General features: G+C 36.3%; 23 protein-coding genes and 1 other annotated feature. All 23 genes read right to left on the reverse strand.

The window, feature by feature from the left end:
- Positions 1 to 316: 316 nt before the first annotated feature.
- The 23 genes from tuf to gltX all read right to left on the reverse strand — a co-directional run bounded on the left by tuf (position 317) and on the right by gltX (position 24,060).
- Complete coding sequence (gene tuf / locus KA893_RS05200) at positions 317 to 1,504, reverse strand: elongation factor Tu (RefSeq protein WP_002484153.1); 1,188 nt, start codon at positions 1,502 to 1,504, stop codon at positions 317 to 319.
- Positions 1,505 to 1,722: 218 nt separating this feature from the next.
- Positions 1,723 to 3,813: an elongation factor G gene (gene fusA, locus KA893_RS05205; RefSeq protein WP_069821686.1), complete on the reverse strand. Its 2,091-nt coding sequence runs from the start codon at positions 3,811 to 3,813 to the stop codon at positions 1,723 to 1,725.
- 119 nt (positions 3,814 to 3,932) lie between these two features.
- Positions 3,933 to 4,403, reverse strand: a complete 471-nt coding sequence (rpsG, locus tag KA893_RS05210; RefSeq protein ID WP_002484155.1) for a 30S ribosomal protein S7 — start codon at positions 4,401 to 4,403, stop codon at positions 3,933 to 3,935.
- A 70-nt stretch (positions 4,404 to 4,473) separates the two neighbouring features.
- On the reverse strand, positions 4,474 to 4,887 hold the full coding sequence (gene rpsL, locus KA893_RS05215; RefSeq protein WP_002484156.1) for a 30S ribosomal protein S12: 414 nt from the start codon (positions 4,885 to 4,887) through the stop codon (positions 4,474 to 4,476).
- 94 nt (positions 4,888 to 4,981) lie between these two features.
- Positions 4,982 to 5,236: a ribosomal L7Ae/L30e/S12e/Gadd45 family protein gene (locus tag KA893_RS05220; RefSeq protein WP_002484157.1), complete on the reverse strand. Its 255-nt coding sequence runs from the start codon at positions 5,234 to 5,236 to the stop codon at positions 4,982 to 4,984.
- Between the two features lie 157 nt (positions 5,237 to 5,393).
- Positions 5,394 to 8,990, reverse strand: coding sequence for a DNA-directed RNA polymerase subunit beta' (rpoC, locus tag KA893_RS05225; protein ID WP_002484158.1), 3,597 nt, complete (start codon positions 8,988 to 8,990; stop codon positions 5,394 to 5,396).
- 166 nt (positions 8,991 to 9,156) lie between these two features.
- Complete coding sequence (gene rpoB / locus KA893_RS05230; RefSeq protein ID WP_047502362.1) at positions 9,157 to 12,708, reverse strand: DNA-directed RNA polymerase subunit beta; 3,552 nt, start codon at positions 12,706 to 12,708, stop codon at positions 9,157 to 9,159.
- 198 nt (positions 12,709 to 12,906) lie between these two features.
- Positions 12,907 to 13,515 carry a class I SAM-dependent methyltransferase gene (locus KA893_RS05235; RefSeq protein ID WP_210125603.1) on the reverse strand — a complete coding sequence of 203 codons (609 nt, stop codon included), beginning with the start codon at positions 13,513 to 13,515 and terminating at the stop codon, positions 12,907 to 12,909.
- Between the two features lie 225 nt (positions 13,516 to 13,740).
- The gene (gene rplL / locus KA893_RS05240) at positions 13,741 to 14,109 is read right to left on the reverse strand and encodes a 50S ribosomal protein L7/L12 (protein WP_002484162.1); all 369 of its coding nucleotides are present in this window, start codon (positions 14,107 to 14,109) and stop codon (positions 13,741 to 13,743) included.
- 41 nt (positions 14,110 to 14,150) lie between these two features.
- A complete protein-coding gene (rplJ, locus tag KA893_RS05245; protein WP_002484163.1) occupies positions 14,151 to 14,660 on the reverse strand; it encodes a 50S ribosomal protein L10 in 510 nt (169 codons plus the stop codon).
- A 78-nt stretch (positions 14,661 to 14,738) separates the two neighbouring features.
- Positions 14,739 to 14,886: a sequence feature (ribosomal protein L10 leader region), on the reverse strand.
- 83 nt (positions 14,887 to 14,969) lie between these two features.
- On the reverse strand, positions 14,970 to 15,665 hold the full coding sequence (gene rplA / locus KA893_RS05250; protein ID WP_002484164.1) for a 50S ribosomal protein L1: 696 nt from the start codon (positions 15,663 to 15,665) through the stop codon (positions 14,970 to 14,972).
- A gap of 231 nt (positions 15,666 to 15,896) precedes the next feature.
- Positions 15,897 to 16,319, reverse strand: a complete 423-nt coding sequence (gene rplK / locus KA893_RS05255; RefSeq protein ID WP_002484165.1) for a 50S ribosomal protein L11 — start codon at positions 16,317 to 16,319, stop codon at positions 15,897 to 15,899.
- A 319-nt stretch (positions 16,320 to 16,638) separates the two neighbouring features.
- A complete protein-coding gene (locus KA893_RS05260; RefSeq protein ID WP_160279500.1) occupies positions 16,639 to 16,788 on the reverse strand; it encodes a hypothetical protein in 150 nt (49 codons plus the stop codon).
- Positions 16,775 to 17,323 carry a transcription termination/antitermination protein NusG gene (gene nusG / locus KA893_RS05265; RefSeq protein WP_041079558.1) on the reverse strand — a complete coding sequence of 183 codons (549 nt, stop codon included), beginning with the start codon at positions 17,321 to 17,323 and terminating at the stop codon, positions 16,775 to 16,777. The genes KA893_RS05260 and nusG overlap by 14 nt, the downstream gene beginning before the upstream one ends.
- Before the next feature lie 14 nt (positions 17,324 to 17,337).
- Positions 17,338 to 17,517 carry a preprotein translocase subunit SecE gene (secE, locus tag KA893_RS05270; RefSeq protein WP_002484168.1) on the reverse strand — a complete coding sequence of 60 codons (180 nt, stop codon included), beginning with the start codon at positions 17,515 to 17,517 and terminating at the stop codon, positions 17,338 to 17,340.
- A gap of 129 nt (positions 17,518 to 17,646) precedes the next feature.
- Entirely contained in the window at positions 17,647 to 17,790 is a 144-nt protein-coding gene (rpmG, locus tag KA893_RS05275; RefSeq protein ID WP_011303843.1) for a 50S ribosomal protein L33, read from the reverse strand.
- 130 nt (positions 17,791 to 17,920) lie between these two features.
- On the reverse strand, positions 17,921 to 18,496 hold the full coding sequence (locus KA893_RS05280) for an RNA polymerase sigma factor (RefSeq protein ID WP_002484169.1): 576 nt from the start codon (positions 18,494 to 18,496) through the stop codon (positions 17,921 to 17,923).
- Between the two features lie 74 nt (positions 18,497 to 18,570).
- Entirely contained in the window at positions 18,571 to 19,092 is a 522-nt protein-coding gene (locus KA893_RS05285) for an NYN domain-containing protein (protein WP_011303845.1), read from the reverse strand.
- Positions 19,089 to 19,838, reverse strand: coding sequence for a 23S rRNA (guanosine(2251)-2'-O)-methyltransferase RlmB (gene rlmB / locus KA893_RS05290; protein ID WP_041079562.1), 750 nt, complete (start codon positions 19,836 to 19,838; stop codon positions 19,089 to 19,091). Before rlmB ends, KA893_RS05285 begins: the two co-directional genes overlap by 4 nt.
- A gap of 7 nt (positions 19,839 to 19,845) precedes the next feature.
- Positions 19,846 to 20,232 carry a Mini-ribonuclease 3 gene (locus KA893_RS05295; protein WP_011303846.1) on the reverse strand — a complete coding sequence of 129 codons (387 nt, stop codon included), beginning with the start codon at positions 20,230 to 20,232 and terminating at the stop codon, positions 19,846 to 19,848.
- A gap of 1 nt (position 20,233) precedes the next feature.
- The gene (cysS, locus tag KA893_RS05300) at positions 20,234 to 21,634 is read right to left on the reverse strand and encodes a cysteine--tRNA ligase (RefSeq protein WP_194376001.1); all 1,401 of its coding nucleotides are present in this window, start codon (positions 21,632 to 21,634) and stop codon (positions 20,234 to 20,236) included.
- Positions 21,618 to 22,259: a serine O-acetyltransferase gene (gene cysE, locus KA893_RS05305; RefSeq protein WP_041079568.1), complete on the reverse strand. Its 642-nt coding sequence runs from the start codon at positions 22,257 to 22,259 to the stop codon at positions 21,618 to 21,620. Before cysE ends, cysS begins: the two co-directional genes overlap by 17 nt.
- Positions 22,260 to 22,605: 346 nt before the next feature.
- Positions 22,606 to 24,060 carry a glutamate--tRNA ligase gene (gene gltX, locus KA893_RS05310; RefSeq protein ID WP_002484175.1) on the reverse strand — a complete coding sequence of 485 codons (1,455 nt, stop codon included), beginning with the start codon at positions 24,058 to 24,060 and terminating at the stop codon, positions 22,606 to 22,608.
- Positions 24,061 to 24,447: the final 387 nt, after the last annotated feature.

A 24,447-nucleotide genomic window follows, 5' to 3' on the forward strand; every position in this document is an offset into this window, starting at 1 on the left:
GCATGACTTAGGTGCTTTTATGCATGAGCTTTAGCTCAATTAGTAAACCTTATGCATTCGCATAAGCGAATGTATTCCATTATATAAAGATAAATCAAAACAGGCGATGTCACTATTAAGTGACGTCGCCTGTTTTTACATTAACTACCAACTAATGCATTAAGACCCTTAATTCTGAAACTGAATTGATTTTGTTTACATTAGCTAGCAGCTAATGCACTAAGAACCCCTAATTCAGAAACTGAATAAGGGGTTCTATGAAAAAAGAGACTCCCTAAGGAGCCTCTTAAAAATCTATCAAAGATAGAAAATTATATTATTCGTTGATTACAGTAACAACGCCTGATCCAACAGTACGTCCACCTTCACGGATAGAGAAACGAGTACCGTCTTCAATAGCGATTGGAGAAATTAATTCAACATCCATTTCAACGTTATCACCAGGCATAACCATTTCAGTACCTTCTGGTAAGTTAACAACACCAGTTACGTCAGTAGTACGGAAATAGAATTGTGGGCGGTAGTTAGTGAAGAATGGTGTATGACGACCACCTTCATCTTTAGATAAAACGTAAACATCCGCTTTGAATTTTGTATGTGGTGTAATAGTACCAGGAGCAGCTAAAACTTGACCACGTTGTACGTCATCACGTGAAACACCACGTAATAATGCACCAATGTTGTCACCAGCTTCAGCGTAGTCTAATAATTTACGGAACATTTCTACACCAGTAACAGTTGTTTTGCTTGATTCTTCTTGCATACCGATGATTTCGATTTCTTCACCGACTTTGATTTGACCACGTTCAACACGGCCTGTAGCAACAGTACCACGACCAGTGATTGAGAATACGTCCTCAACTGGCATCATGAATGGTTTGTCAGAATCACGTTCTGGTGTTGGAATGAAGTCATCAACAGCTTGCATTAAGTCTAAGATTTTTTGCTCATAGTCAGCGTCGCCTTCTAAAGCTTTTAATGCAGAACCAGAGATTACAGGTACATCGTCACCTGGGAAGTCATATTCGCTTAATAAGTCACGAACTTCCATTTCTACTAATTCTAATAATTCTTCATCGTCAACCATGTCAACTTTGTTTAAGAATACAACTAATGCTGGAACACCAACGTTACGTGATAAAAGAATGTGTTCACGAGTTTGTGGCATTGGGCCATCAGCAGCAGATACTACTAAGATAGCTCCGTCCATTTGTGCAGCACCAGTGATCATATTTTTAACATAGTCAGCGTGACCTGGGCAGTCAACGTGAGCATAGTGACGTTTGTCAGTAGTATACTCGATGTGTGAAGTATTGATTGTAATACCACGTTCTTTTTCTTCTGGAGCGTTGTCAATCATGTCATATGATTGTGCTACAGAGTCACCATTTTTTGCTAATACAGTTGCGATAGCAGCTGTTAAAGTAGTTTTACCATGGTCAACGTGACCAATAGTACCAATATTGGCATGTTCTTTTGAGCGGTCAAATTTTTCTTTAGCCATTATAAAATCTCTCCTATTCGTTAGAAAATAAATTTTTAAAATTATCTCTCATGACAGTTTCTCACCATCATGAGAAGATTGTTTTATTTTTTGGTATAAAGGACCATACAGTACCTTTATAATGCATTTTTCCCAAAAAATCAATTAATAAAACTACAAGCCACATAATTAAGCTTTACATGTATTGTACAGACAGTTGTCCCACAAAACAAGTTTAATTATTCAGCTTTATTACCACTGTTTTTCTTGATAATGTCTTCAGCAATTGATTTTGGAACTTCAGCATAGTGATCAAAGTACATAGTGTAAGTACCACGACCTTGAGTGTTTGAACGTAATGATGTTGCATAACCGAACATTTCTGAAAGTGGTACATAAGCATTTACAACTTGTGCATTACCACGAGGTTCCATACCATCAACACGTCCACGACGAGATGTTACGTCACCCATGATGTCACCCATGTACTCTTCAGGCATTTCGATTGTTACTTTCATCATTGGTTCTAAGATAACTGGATCACATTTTTTAGCAGCTTCTTTAAGTGCTAATGATGCAGCGACTTTGAAGGCCATTTCTGATGAATCGACATCATGGTATGAACCATCAAATAATCTAGCTTTAACATCAATTAAAGGATATCCAGCTAATACACCGTTTTCCATTGAATCTTTAAGACCTGCTTCAACTGATGGAATGTATTCACGTGGAATTACACCACCAACGATAGCGTTTTCGAATTCGAAACCGCCACCTGTTTCATTAGGTGAGAATTCAATTTTAACGTCACCATATTGACCACGACCACCTGATTGACGAGCGAATTTACCTTGAACTTCAGCTGATGATTTAAATGTTTCACGGTATGAAACCATTGGCGCACCAACGTTACATTCAACGTTAAATTCTTTCTTCATACGGTCTACTAAGATATCTAAGTGAAGCTCACCCATACCACCAATGATAACTTGTCCAGTTTCATCGTCTGTGTGTGCATGGAATGTAGGATCTTCTTCTTGTAACTTAACTAAAGCAGTAGTCATTTTGTCTTGGTCCGCTTTAGATTTTGGTTCAACTGATAAGTGAATAACAGGCTCTGGGAAATCCATAGATTCCAAGATGATGTCATTTTTCTCACCACATAAAGTATCACCAGTACCAGTATCTTTAAGGCCTACCGCAGCAGCGATATCTCCTGAATATACTGTGTTTAACTCTTGACGAGAGTTAGCGTGCATTTGTAGTAAACGACCTACACGTTCACGTTTGTTCTTCGTAGAGTTTTTAACATATGAACCTGATGATAATGTACCTGAATAAACACGGAAGAATGTTAATTTACCAACATAAGGGTCAGTCATTACTTTGAACGCTAAAGCAGCGAACTCAGCATTGTCATCAGCTTTTGCGATAACTTCTTCATCTGGATTATCAGCACGGTGACCAATAATTGGTTTAACATCTAATGGTGAAGGTAAATAATCAATTACTGCATTAAGCATCAATTGAACACCTTTGTTTTTGAATGCTGTACCAACAAGAACTGGGTAGAATTCTACATCAGTAGTTGCTTTACGGATAGCAGCTTTCAATTCAGGGATTGAAATTTCTTCATCACCAAGATATTTTTCCATTAATTCGTCGTCAGTTTCAGCAACTGCTTCAACTAATGCTGCACGAGCTTCTTCAGCTCTTTCTTTATGATCTTCAGGAATTTCAATTTCTTCAATTTCAGTTCCTAAGTCATTTGTGTATTTGAAACATGTCATTTCAACTAAGTCGATGATTGCTTCAAATTCATCTTCAGCACCGATAGGTAACTGAATTGGTTGCGCGTTAGCTTGTAAACGGTCATGAATTGTGCTTACTGAGTATTCAAAGTTAGCACCTAATTTGTCCATTTTGTTAACGAAAACAATACGAGGTACACCATAAGTTGTTGCCTGACGCCAAACTGTTTCAGTTTGAGGTTCAACACCTGATTGTGCATCTAATACTGTTACTGCGCCATCAAGTACACGTAATGAACGTTCAACTTCAACAGTGAAGTCTACGTGTCCAGGTGTATCGATGATGTTTACACGGTGGTTATCCCATTCTGCTGTCGTTGCAGCTGATGTGATAGTGATACCGCGGTCTTGCTCTTGTTCCATCCAGTCCATTTGTGAAGCACCTTCGTGTGTTTCACCAATTTTATGGATACGTCCAGTATAGTAAAGAATACGTTCAGTCGTAGTTGTTTTACCAGCATCGATGTGAGCCATGATACCGATATTACGAGTTCTATCTAAACTAAAATCTCTAGCCATGTATTTTTCTCCTTCCAGTATAACTGCGAATAAATACTTTAAATATGGCGATGCCCTAAACACGCACCGGTGATAGTAAACTATCTTTGTGGAACATGCTCAGGGAAAAAGCTACTATCCTACCAACGATAGTGAGCGAATGCTTTGTTAGCTTCAGCCATTTTATGTGTGTCTTCACGTTTCTTAACTGCTCCACCAGTGTTGTTAGCAGCATCTAAGATTTCGTTAGCTAAACGTTCTTCCATAGTTTTTTCACCACGAAGACGCGAATAGTTAACTAACCAACGAAGACCTAATGTAGTACGACGCTCTGGACGAACTTCTACTGGTACTTGATAGTTAGAACCACCTACACGGCGAGCTTTAACTTCTAATACTGGCATGATGTTATCGATAGCTTCTTCGAAAACTTCAACTGCTTCACGACCACTACGTTCTTTAACTAAGTCGAATGCAGAATAAAGAATTCTTTGTGCTGTTCCACGTTTACCATCTAACATAATTTTGTTGATCAATTTTGTAACTAATTTAGAGTTGTGAATTGGATCTGGTAATACGTCTCTTTTTGGTACTGATCCTTTACGAGGCATAATGTAAATCCTCCCTTCCTATTATAGTATAATTTTAAATTTTATAGCGAAAATTTACGCAATCTTAAACTTATTTTTTAGGTTTTTTAGTTCCGTATAATGAACGGCCTTGTCTACGTCCATCAACACCTGAAGTATCAAGTGCACCACGTACGATATGGTAACGTACACCAGGTAAGTCTTTTACACGTCCACCACGTACAAGTACAACACTGTGTTCTTGTAAGTTATGTCCGATACCAGGGATATACGCATTGATTTCAATGTTGTTAGACAAACGAACACGCGCATATTTACGTAACGCTGAGTTAGGTTTTTTAGGTGTCATAGTACCGACACGAGTACAAACCCCACGTTTTTGTGGTGAATTTAAATCAGTAAATTTTTTCTTTTTACTGTTAAAATTTCTGTTTAATGCTGGTGAATCAGATTTTTTTGATTTACTTTGTCTTGGTTTGCGTACCAATTGATTAATAGTTGGCATGATTAGTTCCTCCTTTCCTCATTTATAATCCCACACATCCAGGTGGTTCATTTTAAGGGTAAATAAAATTTAGTAAGAATCATTCTTACTAATCTCATTTTAATAATGCAACAATAGCTACATTAACGTTTATACCTACATATTTCCCTAAAGCTTGTTTGCTTTCGAAAAATGAAACAGGTATGTGTTTGTGATTGATTTGGCTCAACACGCGAGTCATAAGATGAACTTCTACGTCTTCAGCGATAATCAATGATGTAACTTGATCTTTATTCAAAGCTTTGAGCGTTTGTTTAAGACCAATAACAAAATGTTGTTTGTTAAAGCGTGCAACTTTTTCATTAGACATATAAATATCCTCCAAAGTTCTGCTTGCATCAACCTTAATAATAATAACATTTTCATTACTGCTGAGTCAACTTTAAATCCAATAATTTTGCAAAAATAATTAAAAAACAAAGTGATCGAAAATCGCATTCCGACCACCTTGTTTATTTAACTCAAAATTATATTTCAGTAGTTTGCACTTCTTCTACAATTTCAGTTTCTGGTGCAGCTTTATCGTATTCAACATCTCTATAACGTCTCATACCTGTACCAGCTGGAATTAATTTACCGATAATAACATTCTCTTTAAGACCGAGTAAGTTATCACGTTTACCTTTAATTGCAGCATCAGTAAGTACACGTGTTGTTTCTTGGAATGAAGCCGCTGATAAGAAGCTTTCAGTTTCAAGAGACGCTTTCGTAATACCTAGTAATACTGGTTTAGCTGTTGCAGGACGTTTACGTTCTTTAAATGCTTCACGGTTGGCATCAGTAAAGTTATGAATATCTACTAATGAACCTGGAAGTAACTTAGTATCTCCAGCTTCAATGATACGTACTTTACGTAACATTTGTCTAACCATAACCTCAACGTGTTTATCATCGATTTCAACACCTTGCATACGGTAAACTTTTTGAACTTCTTTTAGTAAATAACTTTCTGTTGCATTTAAACCTGATACAGATAAATAGTTCTTAGGCTCAATTGAACCTTCTGTTAGAACTTCACCACGTTCAACACTTTGTCCAACTTCTACTTTCAATCTTGAAGTACCAGAAGCTAGATAAGATTTCGTTTCATTAGCGCCTTTAATTACAATTTCTTGTTGGCGATCTTTCGCTAATTTGATGTCATCAACAACACCTTCGATTTCAGTAATCACGGCTTGACCTTTAGGATTACGTGCTTCGAAGATCTCTTGGATACGAGGAAGACCTTGTGTGATATCGCTACCTGCTACACCACCTGTATGGAATGTACGCATTGTAAGCTGTGTACCTGGTTCACCAATTGATTGGGCAGCAATTGTACCAACTGCTTCACCAACTTCAACTTTTTCACCAGTTGCAAGGTTTTTACCGTAACATTTTTCACATACACCATGACGTGTGTTACATGTAAATGCTGAACGGATATACATTTCCTCAATACCAGCATCAGTAATTTTCTTAGCGATTTCTGCAGTTACTAATTCATCAGGATTAACAATTACTTCATTTGTTTCTGGATGACGAATTGTTTCTTTAGAATAACGACCTTCAATACGTTCGATGAATGGTTCAATCATTTCAGTACCTTCTTTGATATCTGAAACAAGTAAACCACGGTCAGTACCACAATCTTCCTCACGTACAATAACATCTTGAGCAACGTCAACAAGTCGACGAGTAAGATAACCAGAATCGGCTGTTTTAAGTGCTGTATCGGCAAGACCTTTACGCGCACCGTGAGTAGAGATGAAGTATTCTAACACTGTTAAACCTTCACGGAATGAAGACGTGATTGGTAATTCGATAATTTCACCAGAAGGCGCAGCCATAAGTCCACGCATACCTGCTAACTGTGTAAAGTTAGACGCGTTACCACGGGCACCAGAGTCACTCATCATAAAGATAGGGTTTGTTTCTTCTAGTGAGCCCATCAATTCGTTTTGAATTTGATCTTTGGCATCTGTCCAAATTTCGATTACTGCGTTGTAACGTTCAAAATCAGTGATTAAACCACGATTAAATTGTTTCGTTACTTTTTCAACGAGTTTTTCATGTTCATCTAAGATATCTTGTTTGTCTGGTAGTACCACAATATCAGATACACCAACAGTGATACCTGCTTTAGATGAGAACTTGAATCCTAAGTCTTTCATTCTATCTAACATCATTGACGTATCAGTGATGCTGAAACGGTTGAACACTTCTGCAATAACATTTCCTAGGAAATTCTTATTGAAAGGTTTGATTAACGGTTGTTCATCAAAGTAAGCTTTCAAGCCTTCTTCACCAATTTCAGTTGGTGCAATGAAATATTTCTCAGGTGTTTTATTTTCCAAGTTCGTTTGTGTTGGTTCATTGATATATGCAAATGAATCAGGAATGATTTCATTAAATATTACTTTACCAACAGACGTGAGTAAGATTTTTTTGTTTTGTTCTTCAGTGAAAGTAGGATTATTGAATGATGCTGCGTGTACACCAATTCTTGTATGCAAGTGAACGTAGCCATTTGCATAAGCTTTTAGTACTTCGTTCGTATCATTATAAATCGTACCTGTATTCACTGCTTCTTTACGCTCTAATGTAAGGTAATAGTTACCTAATACCATATCTTGTGATGGTGTAACAACTGGTTTACCATCTTTAGGGTTCAAGATGTTTTGCGCTGCTAACATTAACATACGCGCTTCAGCTTGAGCTTCTTTAGATAATGGTACGTGAACAGCCATTTGGTCACCATCAAAGTCGGCATTATAAGCTGTTGTAGCAAGTGGATGTAGACGGATCGCACGACCTTCAACAAGTGTAGGTTCAAATGCTTGGATACCTAATCTGTGAAGTGTAGGTGCACGGTTTAAAAGAACTGGGTGTTCTTTAATAACATCTTCTAATACATCCCATACTTCATCATCCATGCGCTCAATTTTACTTTTCGCGTTTTTGATGTTTGTCGCAATTTCACGTTGAACTAATTCTTTCATAATGAAAGGTTTGAACAATTCAAGTGCCATTTCTTTAGGTAGTCCACATTGATACATTTTCAAGCTAGGTCCAACTGCAATAACTGAACGACCTGAATAGTCAACACGTTTACCTAATAAGTTTTGACGGAAACGACCTTGTTTACCTTTTAACATGTGTGAAAGTGATTTTAATGGACGGTTACCTGGACCAGTTACTGGACGGCCACGACGACCATTATCAATAAGTGCGTCAACAGCCTCTTGTAACATACGTTTTTCATTTTGTACGATGATGCCAGGAGCACCTAAGTCTAATAAACGTTTCAAACGGTTGTTACGGTTGATAACACGGCGGTATAAATCATTTAAATCACTTGTCGCAAAACGTCCACCATCTAATTGAACCATTGGTCTGATTTCTGGTGGGATAATTGGAAGTACGTCTAAGATCATCCATGCTGGGTTGTTACCAGAATGTCTGAATGATTCAACAACTTCTAAACGTTTAATTGCACGAGTAAGTCTTTGACCAGTAGCTGATTCTAACTCATCACGTAAGTGCTTGAGTTCAGCATCTAAATCAATTTCTTCAAGTAATTCTTTGATACCTTCAGCACCCATTTTAGCTGTGAATTTACCAGGGAATTTATCATAGTATTCTCTGAATTCAGCTTCAGATAATAATGTCTTTTTCTCTAATCCAGTTGGTCCTGGATTAACAACAACGTATGAAGCAAAGTAAATAACTTCTTCTAACGCTCTTGGTGACATGTCTAATAATAGACCCATACGGCTTGGAATACCTTTGAAATACCAAATGTGTGATACAGGTGCAGCTAATTCAATGTGCCCCATTCTTTCACGGCGCACTTTAGATTTAGTTACTTCTACGCCACATCTATCACAAACCATACCTTTGTAACGTACGCGTTTGTATTTACCACAACTACATTCCCAGTCTTTTGTAGGTCCAAATATTCTTTCACAGAATAGACCATCTTTTTCTGGTTTTAAAGTACGATAGTTTATTGTTTCTGGCTTTTTAACCTCACCAAAAGACCATGAACGGATTTTTTCAGGTGAAGCAAGTCCTATTTTCATATAATGGAAATTATTTACATCAATCAAGGAGCCTACCTCCTTCAATTTAGATTAGCTGTGCAAATTGATTGATCGCTCTATATCAATAATGAAATGCCCGCTTAGAGTGTGCACTAATTAAGCACACAGCTCTTCACGGCATATTCATTTATAAACTTAAATGCAATTAGTCTGTAACTTCTTTTTGTGATTGTGGAGCATCTTTTTGTTGAAGATCCACTTTACGTTCAACGACATCTTCTTCTTCATTATCTTGCATGTCAATTTCATTGTCATGCTCGTCCATGATTTTAACATCTAGTCCTAAACTTTGTAATTCTTTCATCAATACTCGGAATGATTCAGGAACACCTGGTTTAGTAATATTTTCCCCTTTAACAATAGATTCATATGTTTTCACACGACCTACTGTATCATCGGATTTGTAAGTTAAAATTTCTTGAAGTGTATATGCAGCACCGTAAGCTTCAAGTGCCCATACTTCCATTTCACCGAAACGTTGCCCACCAAATTGTGCTTTACCACCAAGTGGTTGTTGCGTTACAAGTGAATATGGTCCAGTTGAACGTGCGTGTAGTTTGTCATCAACCATGTGTGCAAGTTTCAGCATGTACATAACGCCGACTGAAATTCTGTTATCGAATGGTTCACCCGTACGTCCATCGTATAATACTGTCTTACCATCACGAGCCATACCAGCTTCTTCAATTGTTGACCAAACGTCTTCATCACTTGCACCATCAAATACTGGTGATGCAACGTGAATACCTAAGTTTTTAGCAGCCATACCTAAGTGTAGCTCTAATACTTGTCCGATATTCATACGTGAAGGAACACCAAGTGGGTTCAACATGATATCGATTGGTGTGCCGTCTGGAAGATATGGCATATCTTCTTCAGGAACAAGTTTAGAAATAACACCTTTGTTACCATGACGACCACACATTTTATCTCCTACGTGAATTTTACGTTTTTGAACGATATAAACACGCACTAATTGGTTAACACCTGGAGATAATGTATCGTCTCCTTCTTCACGGTTAAAGACTTTAACATCTAGAACAATACCACCTGCACCATGAGGTACGCGTAATGATGTATCGCGAACTTCACGTGCTTTTTCACCAAAGATAGCGTGTAGTAAACGTTCTTCTGCAGTTAATTCTGTTACACCTTTAGGCGTTACTTTACCTACTAAGATGTCACCATCATTAACTTCAGCGCCGACGTATACAATACCACGGTCATCTAAGTTTTTAAGTGCACTGTCAGAAACGTTAGGAATATCGCGAGTGATTTCTTCAGGTCCTAGTTTCGTATCACGCGCTTCTGATTCATACTCTTCAATATGAATAGACGTATATACGTCATCTTTAACTAGGCGTTCACTCATAATAACAGCATCCTCATAGTTGTAACCGTCCCAAGTCATGAAACCAACAACTACGTTTCTACCTAATGCCATTTCACCAAGTTCCATTGAAGGACCATCGGCTAAAATTTCACCTTTAGTTACTACGTCACCAGAAGCAACGATAGGTCTTTGGTTATAACAAGTACCCGTATTTGAACGTTTGAATTTAGCTAATGGATAGCGATCTAATTCGCCTTCGTATTCTTGACCGTCTTCTTCGATAAGTTGACGAACAAGAATTTCATTAGATTCAACGTGCTCAACGCGACCTTTACGTTTTGCAACAATTGCTGCACCAGAGTCACGTGCTGCCACGTGCTCCATACCTGTACCTACAAATGGTGATTCTGGATTCATCAATGGCACTGCTTGACGTTGCATGTTCGCACCCATCAATGCACGGTTAGAGTCATCGTTTTCTAAGAAAGGAATACATGCTGTCGCTGCAGAAACAACTTGTTTAGGTGAGACATCCATATAATCCATTTTTTCTTTGGCCATAACTGTATTATTACCACGGAAACGACAAACAACTTCGTCTGCTGTGAAACGGCCATTTTCGTCTAATGTTGAGTTTGCTTGTGCTACAACATAGCTATCTTCTTCATCAGCTGTTAAATAGTCAATTTGATCCGTGATTGAATTCGTTTCAAGATCCACTTTACGGTAAGGTGTTTCAATAAAGCCGAATTCATTTACACGCGCATAACTAGATAACGAGTTAATAAGTCCGATGTTTGGACCCTCTGGCGTTTCAATTGGACACATACGGCCATAGTGAGAATAGTGAACGTCACGTACTTCCATTTGAGCACGTTCACGCGTTAAACCACCAGGTCCTAGAGCTGATAAACGACGTTTATGCGTTAACTCAGCTAACGGATTCGCTTGGTCCATGAATTGTGATAATTGTGAACTACCAAAGAATTCTTTGATAGATGCAATCACTGGACGAATATTGATTAATTGTTGTGGCGTTACAGAATCAGTGTCTTGGATAGACATTCTTTCACGTACAACACGTTCCATTCTTGATAAACCAATACGGAATTGGTTTTGTAACAATTCACCTACTGAACGTAGACGACGGTTACCAAGGTGGTCAATATCATCTGTGAAGCCAATACCACTTAATAAGTTAAAGAAGTAAGACATTGATGCAATAATATCTGCTGGTGTAATACATTTCACTTCTGAATCAGGGAATGCATTACCAATCACTGTCGTTGTACGTCCTTCTTCATCGTTAGGAACATAAACTTTAATAGATTGAATTTCAACAGGTTCATCAATCACTGTACCTTCTAACTCAAAGACTTCACTGTTAGCATTTGCTTCCAGTACATCCATGATTTCATCGAGATTACGACGATCAAGCACAGTACCTTCTTCAGCAACAATTTCACCTGTTTCAGTATTAACAATAGGTTCTGCTAATTTTTGATTAAACAAGCGGTGTTTTAAATGAAGTTTTTTGTTTGCTTTGTAACGACCTACGCTTGCTAAGTCATAACGTTTCGGATCGAAGAAACGAGAATATAAAAGACTCTTAGCATTTTCTACTGTAGGTGGTTCACCAGGGCGTAAACGCTCATAGATTTCTAATAGCGCTTGATCTGTTGTTTCTGTACCATCTTTTTCTAAAGTATTACGTAAGTACTCATTGTCACCTAAAAGATCAACGATTTCTTGATCTGTAGAGAAACCTAAAGCACGTAATAATACTGTTAATGGTAATTTTCTAGTTCTATCAATACGTACGTAAACAACATCTTTTGCATCTGTTTCATATTCTAACCAAGCACCACGGTTTGGAATAATTGTAGCATCGAAGTTGGTACGACCATTTTTATCTAGTTTTTCATTGAAGTATACGGATGGTGAACGAACTAATTGTGAAACGATAACACGTTCAGCACCGTTAATTACGAATGTACCTGTATCTGTCATTAATGGGAAATCACCCATAAACACTTCTTGTTCTTTTACTTCGCCAGTTTCCTTGATAATCAAACGCACTTTAACACGTAGAGGTGCAGAATACGTTGTATCACGGTTTTTAGATTCTTCTAAATCATATTTCGGTTCTCCAAGTCTGTAATCTACAAACTCTAAAGATAGATTGCCTGTGAAATCTTCAATCGGAGAAATGTCTCTAAACATTTCTAATAAACCTTCTTCTAAGAACCAATCGTAAGACTTAGTTTGAATCTCAATTAAATTCGGTAATTCTAATACCTCTGAAATTCTCGCATAGTTTCTACGTTTACGATGTCTTCCATATTGGACAAATTGACCTGCCAAACAGATTCACCCCTCAAAAATTGCGTGTTTACTTTTACTAAATCACCCAATATAATTAGACAAAAAGAAAACGGTAGCATACTCATGACACCATTTTCTATTTCACTTTATATACATTGTTAATTTATACGTAAAAGTACACACTTATTGAACATAATTTTTTACATTCTATTACTATATCAGAATACAGCTGTTTAATCAACCTTTTACACTTCTTAAAATGTAGTAACCTTTGCTCTTTTCTAATACTTCCACGTTATCGAATGTTTCTTGCATTTTTTTCTTTGCTGACGGCATACCTTGCTTTTTCTGAATTACTACATACAAGGCGCCGCCTTGTTTCAATTTATTAAAAGCATCTTCTAAAATACTGTGAACGACTTGCTTCCCTGCTCTAATCGGCGGATTAGTCAGTACAAAATCATAAGTGTCATCTTCTACTTGTGATAAACCATTACTTTCAATAATCTCAGCATTGTCTATACGGTTTCTTTTTTTATTTTTTCTTGATAATGATAGTGCTCTTTGGTTAATATCAACCATTGTCACTTCGTGATGTGGGGAAACTTTTGCAATCATTAAACCGATAGGGGCATAGCCACAACCAACGTCTATAATTTTCTTCGTGGGACCAGGGGGATATGCTTTCAAAAATGTTGTCACTAATAAATCAGAGCCGAAGTCTATTTTCCCTTTAGAAAATACACCTGAATCTGTTATTAGTTCTAAATCATGGTTATCGTAGGAGTACGTAAAAAGCAACTCATCACTTTCTACTTCAGGATTTTCATCATAGTAATGATTCATGACTACACCTCTTTAATCTAATTCTTCTTAGATTAATACTATACCCGTTTGATTGGATATTGATCAAATAAGATAAAACCCCGTTATATGGATAACGGGGTTTTCATTTCTCAAAGATATCAGCCTATCTATAGCGCACTCAATCCCAACGTACCGAAGTAGTTGTCGCATTAAGCAACGCAGATAAGCCTCAATATATAATTATGAATTGTTAGCAAGCTAGAATTATTTTAATTCTACTGTAGCGCCAACTTCTTCTAATGCTTCTTTAAGTTTTTCAGCTTCTTCTTTAGGTAAAGCTTCTTTGATTACTTTAGGAGCTCCGTCAACTAATTCTTTAGCATCTTTTAATCCTAAGCCAGTAGCTTCTTTAACAGCTTTAACGACTTTGATTTTAGATGATCCAGCTGAAGTTAATTCAACATCGAAATCAGTTTTTTCAGCTTCAGCGTCTCCGCCTGCTGCTGCGCCTGCTGCTGCTACTGGAGCTGCTGCAGTTACACCAAATTCTTCTTCAATTGCTTTTACTAAGTCGTTTAATTCTAAAACTGACATTTCTTTAATTGCTTCAATGATTTGTTCTTGATTAGCCATTTTTAATATTCCTCCATTAATTTTAATTAGTTTATGCGCAATTATTCAGCGCTTTCTTCTTTTGATTCTTTGTCTTCTCCAACAGCTTTAACTGCATAAGCGAAGTTGCGTACTGGAGCTTGTAATACTGATAAAAGCATAGAAACAAGACCGTCGTGTGATGGTAATGTACCAACAGTGTTAACTTCTTCAGCAGAAATAACATTGCCTTCCATAACACCTGTTTTAATTTCTAATGCTTGATGTTCTTTTGCAAATCCTGCGATAACTTTTGCTGGAGCAACAACATCTTCTGTTGAAGTAGCAACTGCAGTAGGACCTACTAAGAATTCATCTAAACCGTCAATACCAGCTTGTTGAGCTGCACGACGAACCATAGTGTTTTTCAATACTTTGTATTCAACACCAGCTTCACGTAATTGTGAACGTAATTCAGTTACTTCAGCAACGCTTAGACCACGATAGTCAACGATAACTGTAGATACTGAGTTTTTAAGTTGTTCAGCAATAATATCAACTTCTTGTTTTTTTGCATCGATGATTGCAGACATTTAGACACCTCCATAGATTTTAGTTTGGTGCTTTTAATTTTGAAGTTCTGTTGATTGACGTTCGTCAGTTCCTCAGATTATCCAATAAAAAAAGCACTTTCTACCCACGGCAAAAAGTGCTTGAAAGATCTAAAATCTTCACGTTCAAGTCAATTTTAGCCTCGGTAGGATCAAATTTTAAGTTATTACTAACTCCTACTGTCTTAGGTAAAATAATACATTAACCAATATAACTAAATTAATGTACAATGTCAATATTTTTTTAAAGACTGAAAGTAAACCTTTCAGCCTTTTTCATTTATTTATAGATTATAGTTTGAAGCTTGAAGTATCAACTTTAACTCCAGGACCCATTGTTGTAGTTACAGCAACAGATTTGAAGTACGTACCTTTAGCTGAAGCAGGTTTTGCTTTAGTTAATACGTCTTGTAAAGTTTTGAAGTTTTCAACAAGTTTGTCAGTATCAAATGATGTTTTACCAATTGATGCATGAACAATACCTGATTTCTCAGCACGATATTCTACTTTACCAGCTTTGATTTCTTCAACAGCTTTTTTAACGTCCATAGTTACTGTTCCAGTTTTAGGGTTAGGCATTAAACCTTTAGGTCCTAATACGCGACCAAGTTTACCAACTTCGCCCATCATGTCTGGTGTAGCTACTACTACGTCAAAGTCAAACCAACCTTGTTGGATTTTTTCTACATATTCGCCTTCGCCAACGAAATCAGCACCTGCTGCTTCAGCTTCTGCTGCTTTGTCTCCTTTTGCGAACACTAATACACGTTGTGATTTACCAGTACCGTTTGGAAGCACTACTGCTCCACGGATTTGTTGATCATTTTTACGAGTATCAATACCTAAACGGAATGCTACTTCAACTGATGCATCAAAGTTAGCGATGTTTGTTTCTTTAGCTAGTTCAACAGCTTCTTCAACATTATAGTGTTTTAAGCGATCGATTTTGCTAGCTGCTTCTTGATATCTTTTGCTTTTTTTAGCCATTTCATGTTCCTCCTTTAGTGGTTTTAGCGGAATTTCCTCCCACATTTACTTGCTTTCACAAGTTAAGAGCAGATAACAGTGAGGTCAAAATTGTATTTTATCTTAGGAATTAACATTCCTTAATAAATGACATTTCTCCTCATATTACGACAATATTGAACGCTGTCATCATGTTTGTCATTTCTGTCACCTGCTTCTATCGTCAATCTATGTTTTCATTACTAATTTATATTATTGAACTGTGATACCCATACTACGAGCAGTACCTTCGATAATACGCATAGCTGCTTCTTCGTCTGCAGCATTTAAATCTTGCATTTTTTGGTTTGCAATTTCACGTACTTGATCTTTAGTTACTGTAGCAACTTTTGTTTTGTTAGGTTCGCCTGAACCTTTTTCAACGCCTGCTGCTTTTTTAAGTAGTACTGGCGCCGGTGGAGTTTTTGTAATAAATGTAAATGAACGGTCTTCATAAACACTGATTTCTACCGGAATAATTAAACCTGCGTCTTCTTGTGTACGTGCGTTGAATTCCTTACAGAATCCCATAATATTCACACCTGCTTGACCTAATGCTGGACCAACTGGTGGTGCTGGATTTGCTTTACCTGCAGGAATTTGTAATTTAACAACTTTTTCTACTTTTTTAGCCACGATGTGCACCTCCTTGATATCGTGATGTGGTCACAGGACTCAGTTTTGTCCTCCCACTCTTCTACATTTCGTGACGAAATGAACGCTCTATGAGCGCGACCACAGTATTATAACATTAACCCATTACATAAAGCAATGGTAATTTGTAAAATTTTGGGAACGGAACATAAATCTAATATCACTACAATAAAGCCCGTATCCCACATGAGAAAGATGACTAGTGTTAATGAGCCCTAATTTTAAAGGCTTTTTAAACTAGCCAGCAACTGCCTCCTTAACTATTAGCAAAGACCAAAAATGCTATAGCTTTTAGCTTCTGTTAATACGTGAGGCCAAATTCATCTTTTTCTTCTAAATTAATTCTGTAATCAGCTGTACATAATGTATATAAAGTCATACTTCTAACTTTTGCAAGTTGTGTATGACCTCTACCAGTACCATCGTTCTGATATGCCTTACAGTTTTTCAACTTGATCAAATTCTAGTTCTACTGGCGTTTCTCTACCAAACATGTCTACAAGAACAGTAAGTTTGAATTTATCCGCTTCAATTTCTTGAACTTCACCAACTTGATTTGCAAATGGACCTGATTTAATTCTTACTTGTTCACCTAAGTCAATTTGAACATCGATTGTTTTTTCTTTCATGCCCATTTGTTTAAGGATGAAGCGTGCTTCTTCAGGAAGTAATGGATTTGGTTTTGATCCAGCACCAGCTGAACCAACAAACCCTGTTACACCAGGTGTATTTCTTACGATATACCACGATTCGTCAGTCATTACTAACTCGACTAGCACGTATCCTGGGAATGTTTTTTTAGTTAATGTTTTGGCTTTGCCATCTTTAACTTGTGTTTCTTCTTCTTCTGGTATAACAACTCTGAATATTTGTTCAGTCATATTCATAGATTCAACACGTTTTTCTAAATTCTTTTTCACTTTATTCTCATAACCAGAATAAGTATGCACAGCATACCAACGCTTTGCGCCAACTTCTTCAGACATGTCGTCACTCCTATCTATTTAATTAACTCTATAATTCTACCAATTCCTAAGTCTAAGGCATAGAAGAATACTAAGAAAAATACTACTGTAGCTACAACAATGACTGTGTATTTAAATAATTCTTCTTTCGTTGGCCAACTTGTCTTTTCCATTTCTGACTTTACGCCTTGGAAGAAATTCTCTTTTTTAGCCATTTATAAGACCTCCGTATATTTCGTTATTCCTTATTTGCTTATTCCATGCAACAAATCAAGCAAATACAATACACTCAACTTAAAATGGAAGGGCATATTCACTCAATTGTAAATTTAATATGTCGTTTGTTATTTCGATTCTTTATGCAACGTATGTGCATTACATCTCGGACAATATTTCTTCAATTCCAGTCTAGATGCAAGATTACTCTGTTTGGGAACGTTATAATTTCGATTACCACACACTTCACAATTCAATGGTACTTTTTTCATTCGTCTTCCCCTTACTCATTATAATACCAATCTACTATACATAATTTCTAAGTCAATTGTCAATCGGCAATAACGTCTTTGTACGTGATATGCTATATATTCAGACCGTTACAATTAAATAAAACACGCGCTATTTCTCATTTTCTAAATAGCGTCTTAATTTCATTTTACAACGATGTATCGCATTGTAAACCACTTTGATTTGTATATTTAGTGTTTCAGCAATTTCTTTCGGCTTAAAGTCATTTAGTAAACAGATTACGATACTTTTTTCTAAGACCGTCAGTTTCATTAATCCCTGTTGTAATTGACTTCCTATCTCTAAAGCTAATATATGTTTATCAAGTGGGTGTTCTGTTTTACTATTTTGATAATTGACTATAAATTCATTGACCAGCATTTCTTGTCGTTGGTTGCCATAGCATTTTTTACGGATATAATCATTTTTTACATTTTTAATCACACGGTTTATATAATGCTCAATAGGTGTGTCATCAGTGAAATCAAATTTTTTAAATGCACAGTATAATCTTACGAGCACATCTTGACACAAATCTTCTTGGTCGTTTGGATGTATAGCAAAGTGATATAAACGTCTACGAATCATTGGGCTTAAGACTTTAAAAATTTCAGGCACATCGATTGGTTTGGTTCTCTTTTCTCCATTAATTAAAGTGTTAGTTGGAATGCGGTTATTTCTTGTCATTACTGTTATCCTTTCCTTGAAGTAAAGAAAGATTACAGCAGTTGGACTGAAAAAATCAAACTCCGCTATAATAATTAATGATTATCGCCGCGTCTTAATTTTTCAAATTCTTCAAGAATTTCATTTGAAAGTTCGATACGCGTTCTGGGTTTCTGTTCATTAAATCCATCTAGCTTTTTCGATACAGAAATTTCATTTTCTCTTAAATCTCTCCACATTTCTCTTGAAGACACACGATATGCACCTGCACCAAAAATAGCATGTTGCTCACTCATATCGCTCGTAACCACTGTAATATGTCTTGTATGTTTGTCATATAAGTCATATACATAACGTTCAATGTAGCTATCTGCAGTTTCTTTTTCTTTTGTAAAAATCGTTTTAACACCATGATACATATATTCTGTAGGCGCTCCGGATTGTTCATAAGCATCGAATACGCAGACAACTTCATCCGCAATGACTGCGTTATAGTTCGCTATAGCAATGAGCAATTGTTCACGTGCTTCTTCAAGGTTATCTTGTGCAATACGACTTAATTCCTGCGATTGTCCAATCATATTATATCCATCAATGATTAAATAACGATCTTTCATGCTTTATCTCCGATATGATTACGTTTGCGGAAAACTTCATACATCATTAAACTTGCCGCTACTGATGCATTTAGACTGTTAACATGACCTACCATTGGAATATTGATATAGAAATCGCATTTTTCTTTAACTAAACGGCTCATACCTTGACCTTCACTACCTATCACAATACCTAGTGGCATGCCAGCATCCATTTCTCTATAGTCCGTTGAATTTTCAGCTTCAGTACCAACAATCCAATAGCCGTTATCCTTTAGCGTTTCAATCGTGTTAGCCAAATTAGTCACCCTCATTACTGGTATATGCTGAATAGCGCCCGTCGATGCTTTGGCAACCGTTTGTGTTAAAGCAACTGAACGTCTCTTAGGAATTATGACACCATCAACACCTGAAGCATCTGCGGTTCTTAAGATTGATCCTAGGTTATGTGGGTCTTCTAAACCATCTAAAATTAATACTGTTGATAATTTATCTTGTGCTTTTTGTTGCGCAACAAATGCATCAAAGTCCGCATATTCATATGGAGCAATGTAAGCAGCAACACCCTGGTGAGGTGAATCTGACAATCCATCTATTTTAGATTTCGGTACAGATTGAACTATAATTTTATTACTATTCGCTAATTTTAAAATTTCGTTGATTTGGCCTTTTTTGATAGTATCTTGAATCAGAATTTTATTAATAGTATGTCCTGAGACAATAGCTTCTTTTACTGCATGTCGACCAACAATTACAATCTCTTCCATAGTATCACTACCTTTCGTCTACGATTTGTACAATTTGTTCTAATAGTGCCGCTAAACGTGCATCTTCTTTTTCTAAATATAAATAACCAATGATTGCCTCTAGCCCAGAACTTTTTCTATATGTTTGAATATCTGTATTTTTTGCTTTGGTATAACTTTTAGCGTTTCTACCTCGACGCACGATATCTAATTCTTCTTCTGAAAACCATTCATTTTCCATTAATGACTCTAGCGTCAGCGCTTGACTCTTAGCTGAAACGTAGCGTTTAGCTTCTTGATGTAAACGATTAGGCTTTGCTTTTAATTTTAAAACGATATATGCTCTCACGTGTTGATCTAAGACAGCGTCACCCATGTAAGCAAGTGTCAACGGATTTAATAATTTATTATTCATATTAGCCACGTTTAAATCTCACACCTTGAGGCGTGTCTTCTAATATAATATTTTGTTCTTTTAGTTGATCACGTATTTCATCTGCTCGAGCGAAATCTTTATCTTTTCTTGCATTGTTTCTTTCTTCAATCAGCGCTTCGACTTCTTCATCTAGTAGTTCATCACTATCTTTGCCTTTCAAAGGCACTCCTAGTACATCACTAAAGATTTGATAAACTTCTTTAAAACGTCCAAGTACTTTCGTAGACGTTGTGTTTTCTAGCACGTATTTATTTGCTAATTTAGCCAAATCATACCAAGCAGTAATAGCATTCGCTGTATTAAAATCATCATTCATAACGGTTTCAAATTGCTCTAAAATTTTATCTATTTCAGCAATATAATCACTTTGCGCTTCAATATCTGTAGCAATTGCTTCACGTTCTTCAATCGCTTGATAGCTGTTACGTACACGTTCCAAACCGCTTTTAGCCGCTTCGACAAGTTCCATATTATAATTAATAGGACTTCTATAATGTACACTAATCATGAAAAAGCGTAATACATCTGGATCAATTTGTTTGATGATGTCGTGTACTAAAACAAAGTTGCCTAATGATTTACTCATTTTTTCATTATCTATATTGATGAAACCATTATGCATCCAATAGTTCGCAAACGTCGCGTGGTTATGTGCCTCTGATTGCGCAATTTCATTTTCATGGTGTGGGAACTGTAAATCTGTACCACCCGCATGAATATCAATTGTGGCACCCAATTCATGATAAGCCATTACTGAACATTCAATATGCCAGCCAGGTCTACCTTCACCAAATGGGCTTTCCCAACTGATTTCACCTGGTTTAGCTTGCTTCCATAACGTAAAATCTAATGCATCTTCCTTCTGTTCACCCTGTTCAATACGTGCGCCTACTTTTAAATCATTTAAAGATTGATGGCTTAATTTACCGTAATCTTGGAATTTTCGTGTTCTAAAATAAACATCGCCGCCACTTTCATAAGCATAACCTTCATCAACGAGGTCTTTTATAAAGTTAATGATGTCATCCATATGATTCATAACACGTGGATTAGACGTTGCTTTTTTTACATTTAACGCACCTACATCTTCGTAGAATGCATCAATGTAGCGATCAGCAATCGTTTCAACTGATTCGTCCAATTCTTTTGAGCGTTTAATTAATTTGTCATCTACATCTGTAAAATTTGAAACAAATACGACTTCATAGCCTTGATATTCAAAATATCTTCTTACTACATCGTAATTGATAGCTGGTCGTGCATTTCCGATATGAATATAATTATATACAGTTGGTCCACAAACATACATTTTAACTTTACCAGGTTCAATTGGTTCAAACGTCTCTTTTTGACGCGTTAATGTATTATATAATGTAATCATCTTGTATCTCTCCATTTCTTGTTTTCTCAAGTTGTTTTTCAAGTTCTTTTAATTGCTCGTAGATTGGGTCAGGTAAATTACGGTGATCAAATGTTTTGCCAATACGTCTGCCGTCTTGTTTTACAATGTGTCCTGGAATACCGACTACAGTTGAATAACTAGGTACAGTATTAAGTACGACTGAGTTCGCACCGATATTCACATTTGAATTAATTGTAATATTACCAAGTACTTTTGCTCCCGCAGCAATAAGTACATTATCCCCTATATCTGGATGGCGTTTTCCTTTTTCTTTACCCGTACCGCCTAATGTAACGCCTTGATAAATCGTTACATTATCTCCAATTCGACAAGTTTCTCCAATCACTACGCCCATGCCATGGTCAATGAATAAACGTCTACCGATTTGGGCGCCTGGGTGAATTTCAATACCTGTAAAAAAGCGTGTAATTTGTGAAATTAATCTCGCTAAGACATATTTTTTCTTTTTATATAGTTCATGTGCAATCAAATGACTCCAGACCGCATGCACGCCTGCATATGAAGTAACAACTTCTAAAGTTGTACGTGCTGCAGGATCTTGTTCAAACACCATATTTACATCGTCTTTTATTCTTTTCAACATCTTAAACAAGGTTGCTACCTCCTTATAAAAAAGCACCCCTAACTTTATTGTTAGAGGTGCTTTTGCACGGTTCCACTCTCATTTTATATAAGTAATTGCCTAAATCAAACTTTGTACTGATTGATATCAAGTCTATTCCTTATAATTCTCATTTAAGTTATTCACTTTATTTGCACAAAGGTGCATTCTGTAATTTAAGTGATGTGCTCACAGCTACCGCACACTCTCTTGACACCGTCCATCACATACTAATCCTTTGCTGATTTCAATGTTAATCATAGGTTGTTTATTGTAATTTTTCAAGTGTTATCTATTTAACACAACCTTTACAATACTCAACGCTTATTTATACATATTTTTTCAAACGTGATAATACTTTATCTTTACCTAATACTTCAATTGTATTTGGTAATTCTGGGCCATGCATTTGACCAGTAACAGCAACACGGATAGGCATAAATAATTGTTTACCTTTGATACCCGTTTCTTTTTGAACTTCTTTAATCGTTTTTTTAATTTCAGCAGCTTCAAATGGTTCAAGTGCTTCTAATTTACTATATAAATGGTTCATCAATTCTGGTACTTGCTCACCTGCAATAACTTCTTGCTCATCGTCACCTAATGTTTGTTCATCACGGAAGAATAATTCCGATAACGGTACAATTTCTCCAGCATAGCTCATTTCTTTTTGATAAAGTGAAACAAGTTTACGTCCCCAATCTAGGTCCGCTTCACTTGGATTTTCCGGTAACAATTCAGCTTTAATTAAGTGAGGTAAAGCTAATTCAAATACTGTTTCAGTATCTTTTTGTTTCATATATTGATTATTAACCCATGCAAGTTTCTGTTTATCGAAAAATGCTGGCGATTTAGATAGGCGTTTTTCATCAAAGATTTTAATAAAGTCTTCTTTAGAATAAATTTCATCTTCGCCTTCTGGTGACCAACCTAACAATGTAATAAAGTTAAATAATGCTTCAGGTAAATATCCTAAATCACGATATTGTTCGATAAACTGTAGGATTTGACCGTCACGTTTACTTAATTTTTTACGTTCTTCGTTTACGATAAGTGACATATGTGCAAATCTTGGTGCTTCCCAACCAAATGTTTCATAAATCATTAATTGTTTTGGTGTGTTTGAAATATGGTCATCACCACGAATAACATCTGAAATTTCCATGTAATGGTCATCGATAGCTACCGCAAAGTTATACGTTGGGATACCATCTTTTTTAACAATGACCCAGTCACCCATGTTATTTGAATCAAATGAAATTTCACCTTTAACCATATCATCAAATGAATATGTCGTATCTTTAGGTACACGGAAACGAATTGAAGGTTTGCGACCTTCCGCTTCAAATTGTTGACGTTCTTCTTCAGTTAAATGTGCATGTTTACCACCATAACGCGGCATTTCACCACGTTCAATTTGCTGTTGACGCTCTTCTTCTAATTCGTCTTCAGTCATATAACATTTGTAAGCTTTGTCTTCATCCAATAATTGTTGAATCAGCGGATTATAAATTTCTGCACGTTCAGACTGACGATACGGTCCATAACCTTTATCTTTATCAACAGATTCATCCCATTCGATACCTAACCATTTTAAGTTATCAAATTGCGATGATTCTCCATCAACTAAATTACGCTTACTATCCGTATCTTCAATACGAATTACAAAATCACCATCATAATGTTTAGCAAATAAATAGTTAAATAATGCAGTTCTTGCATTACCGATATGCAAATATCCAGTTGGACTTGGTGCGTATCTCACTCTTACACGATCACTCATTATGTTCACTCCCGTTTTATCATATTAATTATTTTCAACATACGTTATTAATGTAAAATGCGTTTCACAAACGCAATAAATAAGCCGAACGCATATCTTTTATCTACTTATCATTTATAAAAAAATACCGCTCAACCATTAATAAGTTTATTATTTATCGCTTATTAATCATACCATAGCTTATTATTTTTTAAAGTATCTCTTACCAAAGTCTGCTCCAAGCATCACACAATAATTGATTATGTGACATTCCTTTTTTAGAAATACAATTTCGCTATCTATTGTAGCACTTTAACCGCTAATATGATATTGCTGTGCTTAAATTAACCATGACTTTGTCTATATTTTTAAATATAAAAAAGGCTCCACACGAAACTGTAACAACAT

Origin of the sequence: Staphylococcus sp. GDY8P126P, assembly GCF_017891965.1 — a bacterium.
Taxonomy (GTDB): Bacteria; Bacillota; Bacilli; order Staphylococcales; family Staphylococcaceae; genus Staphylococcus; species Staphylococcus saprophyticus.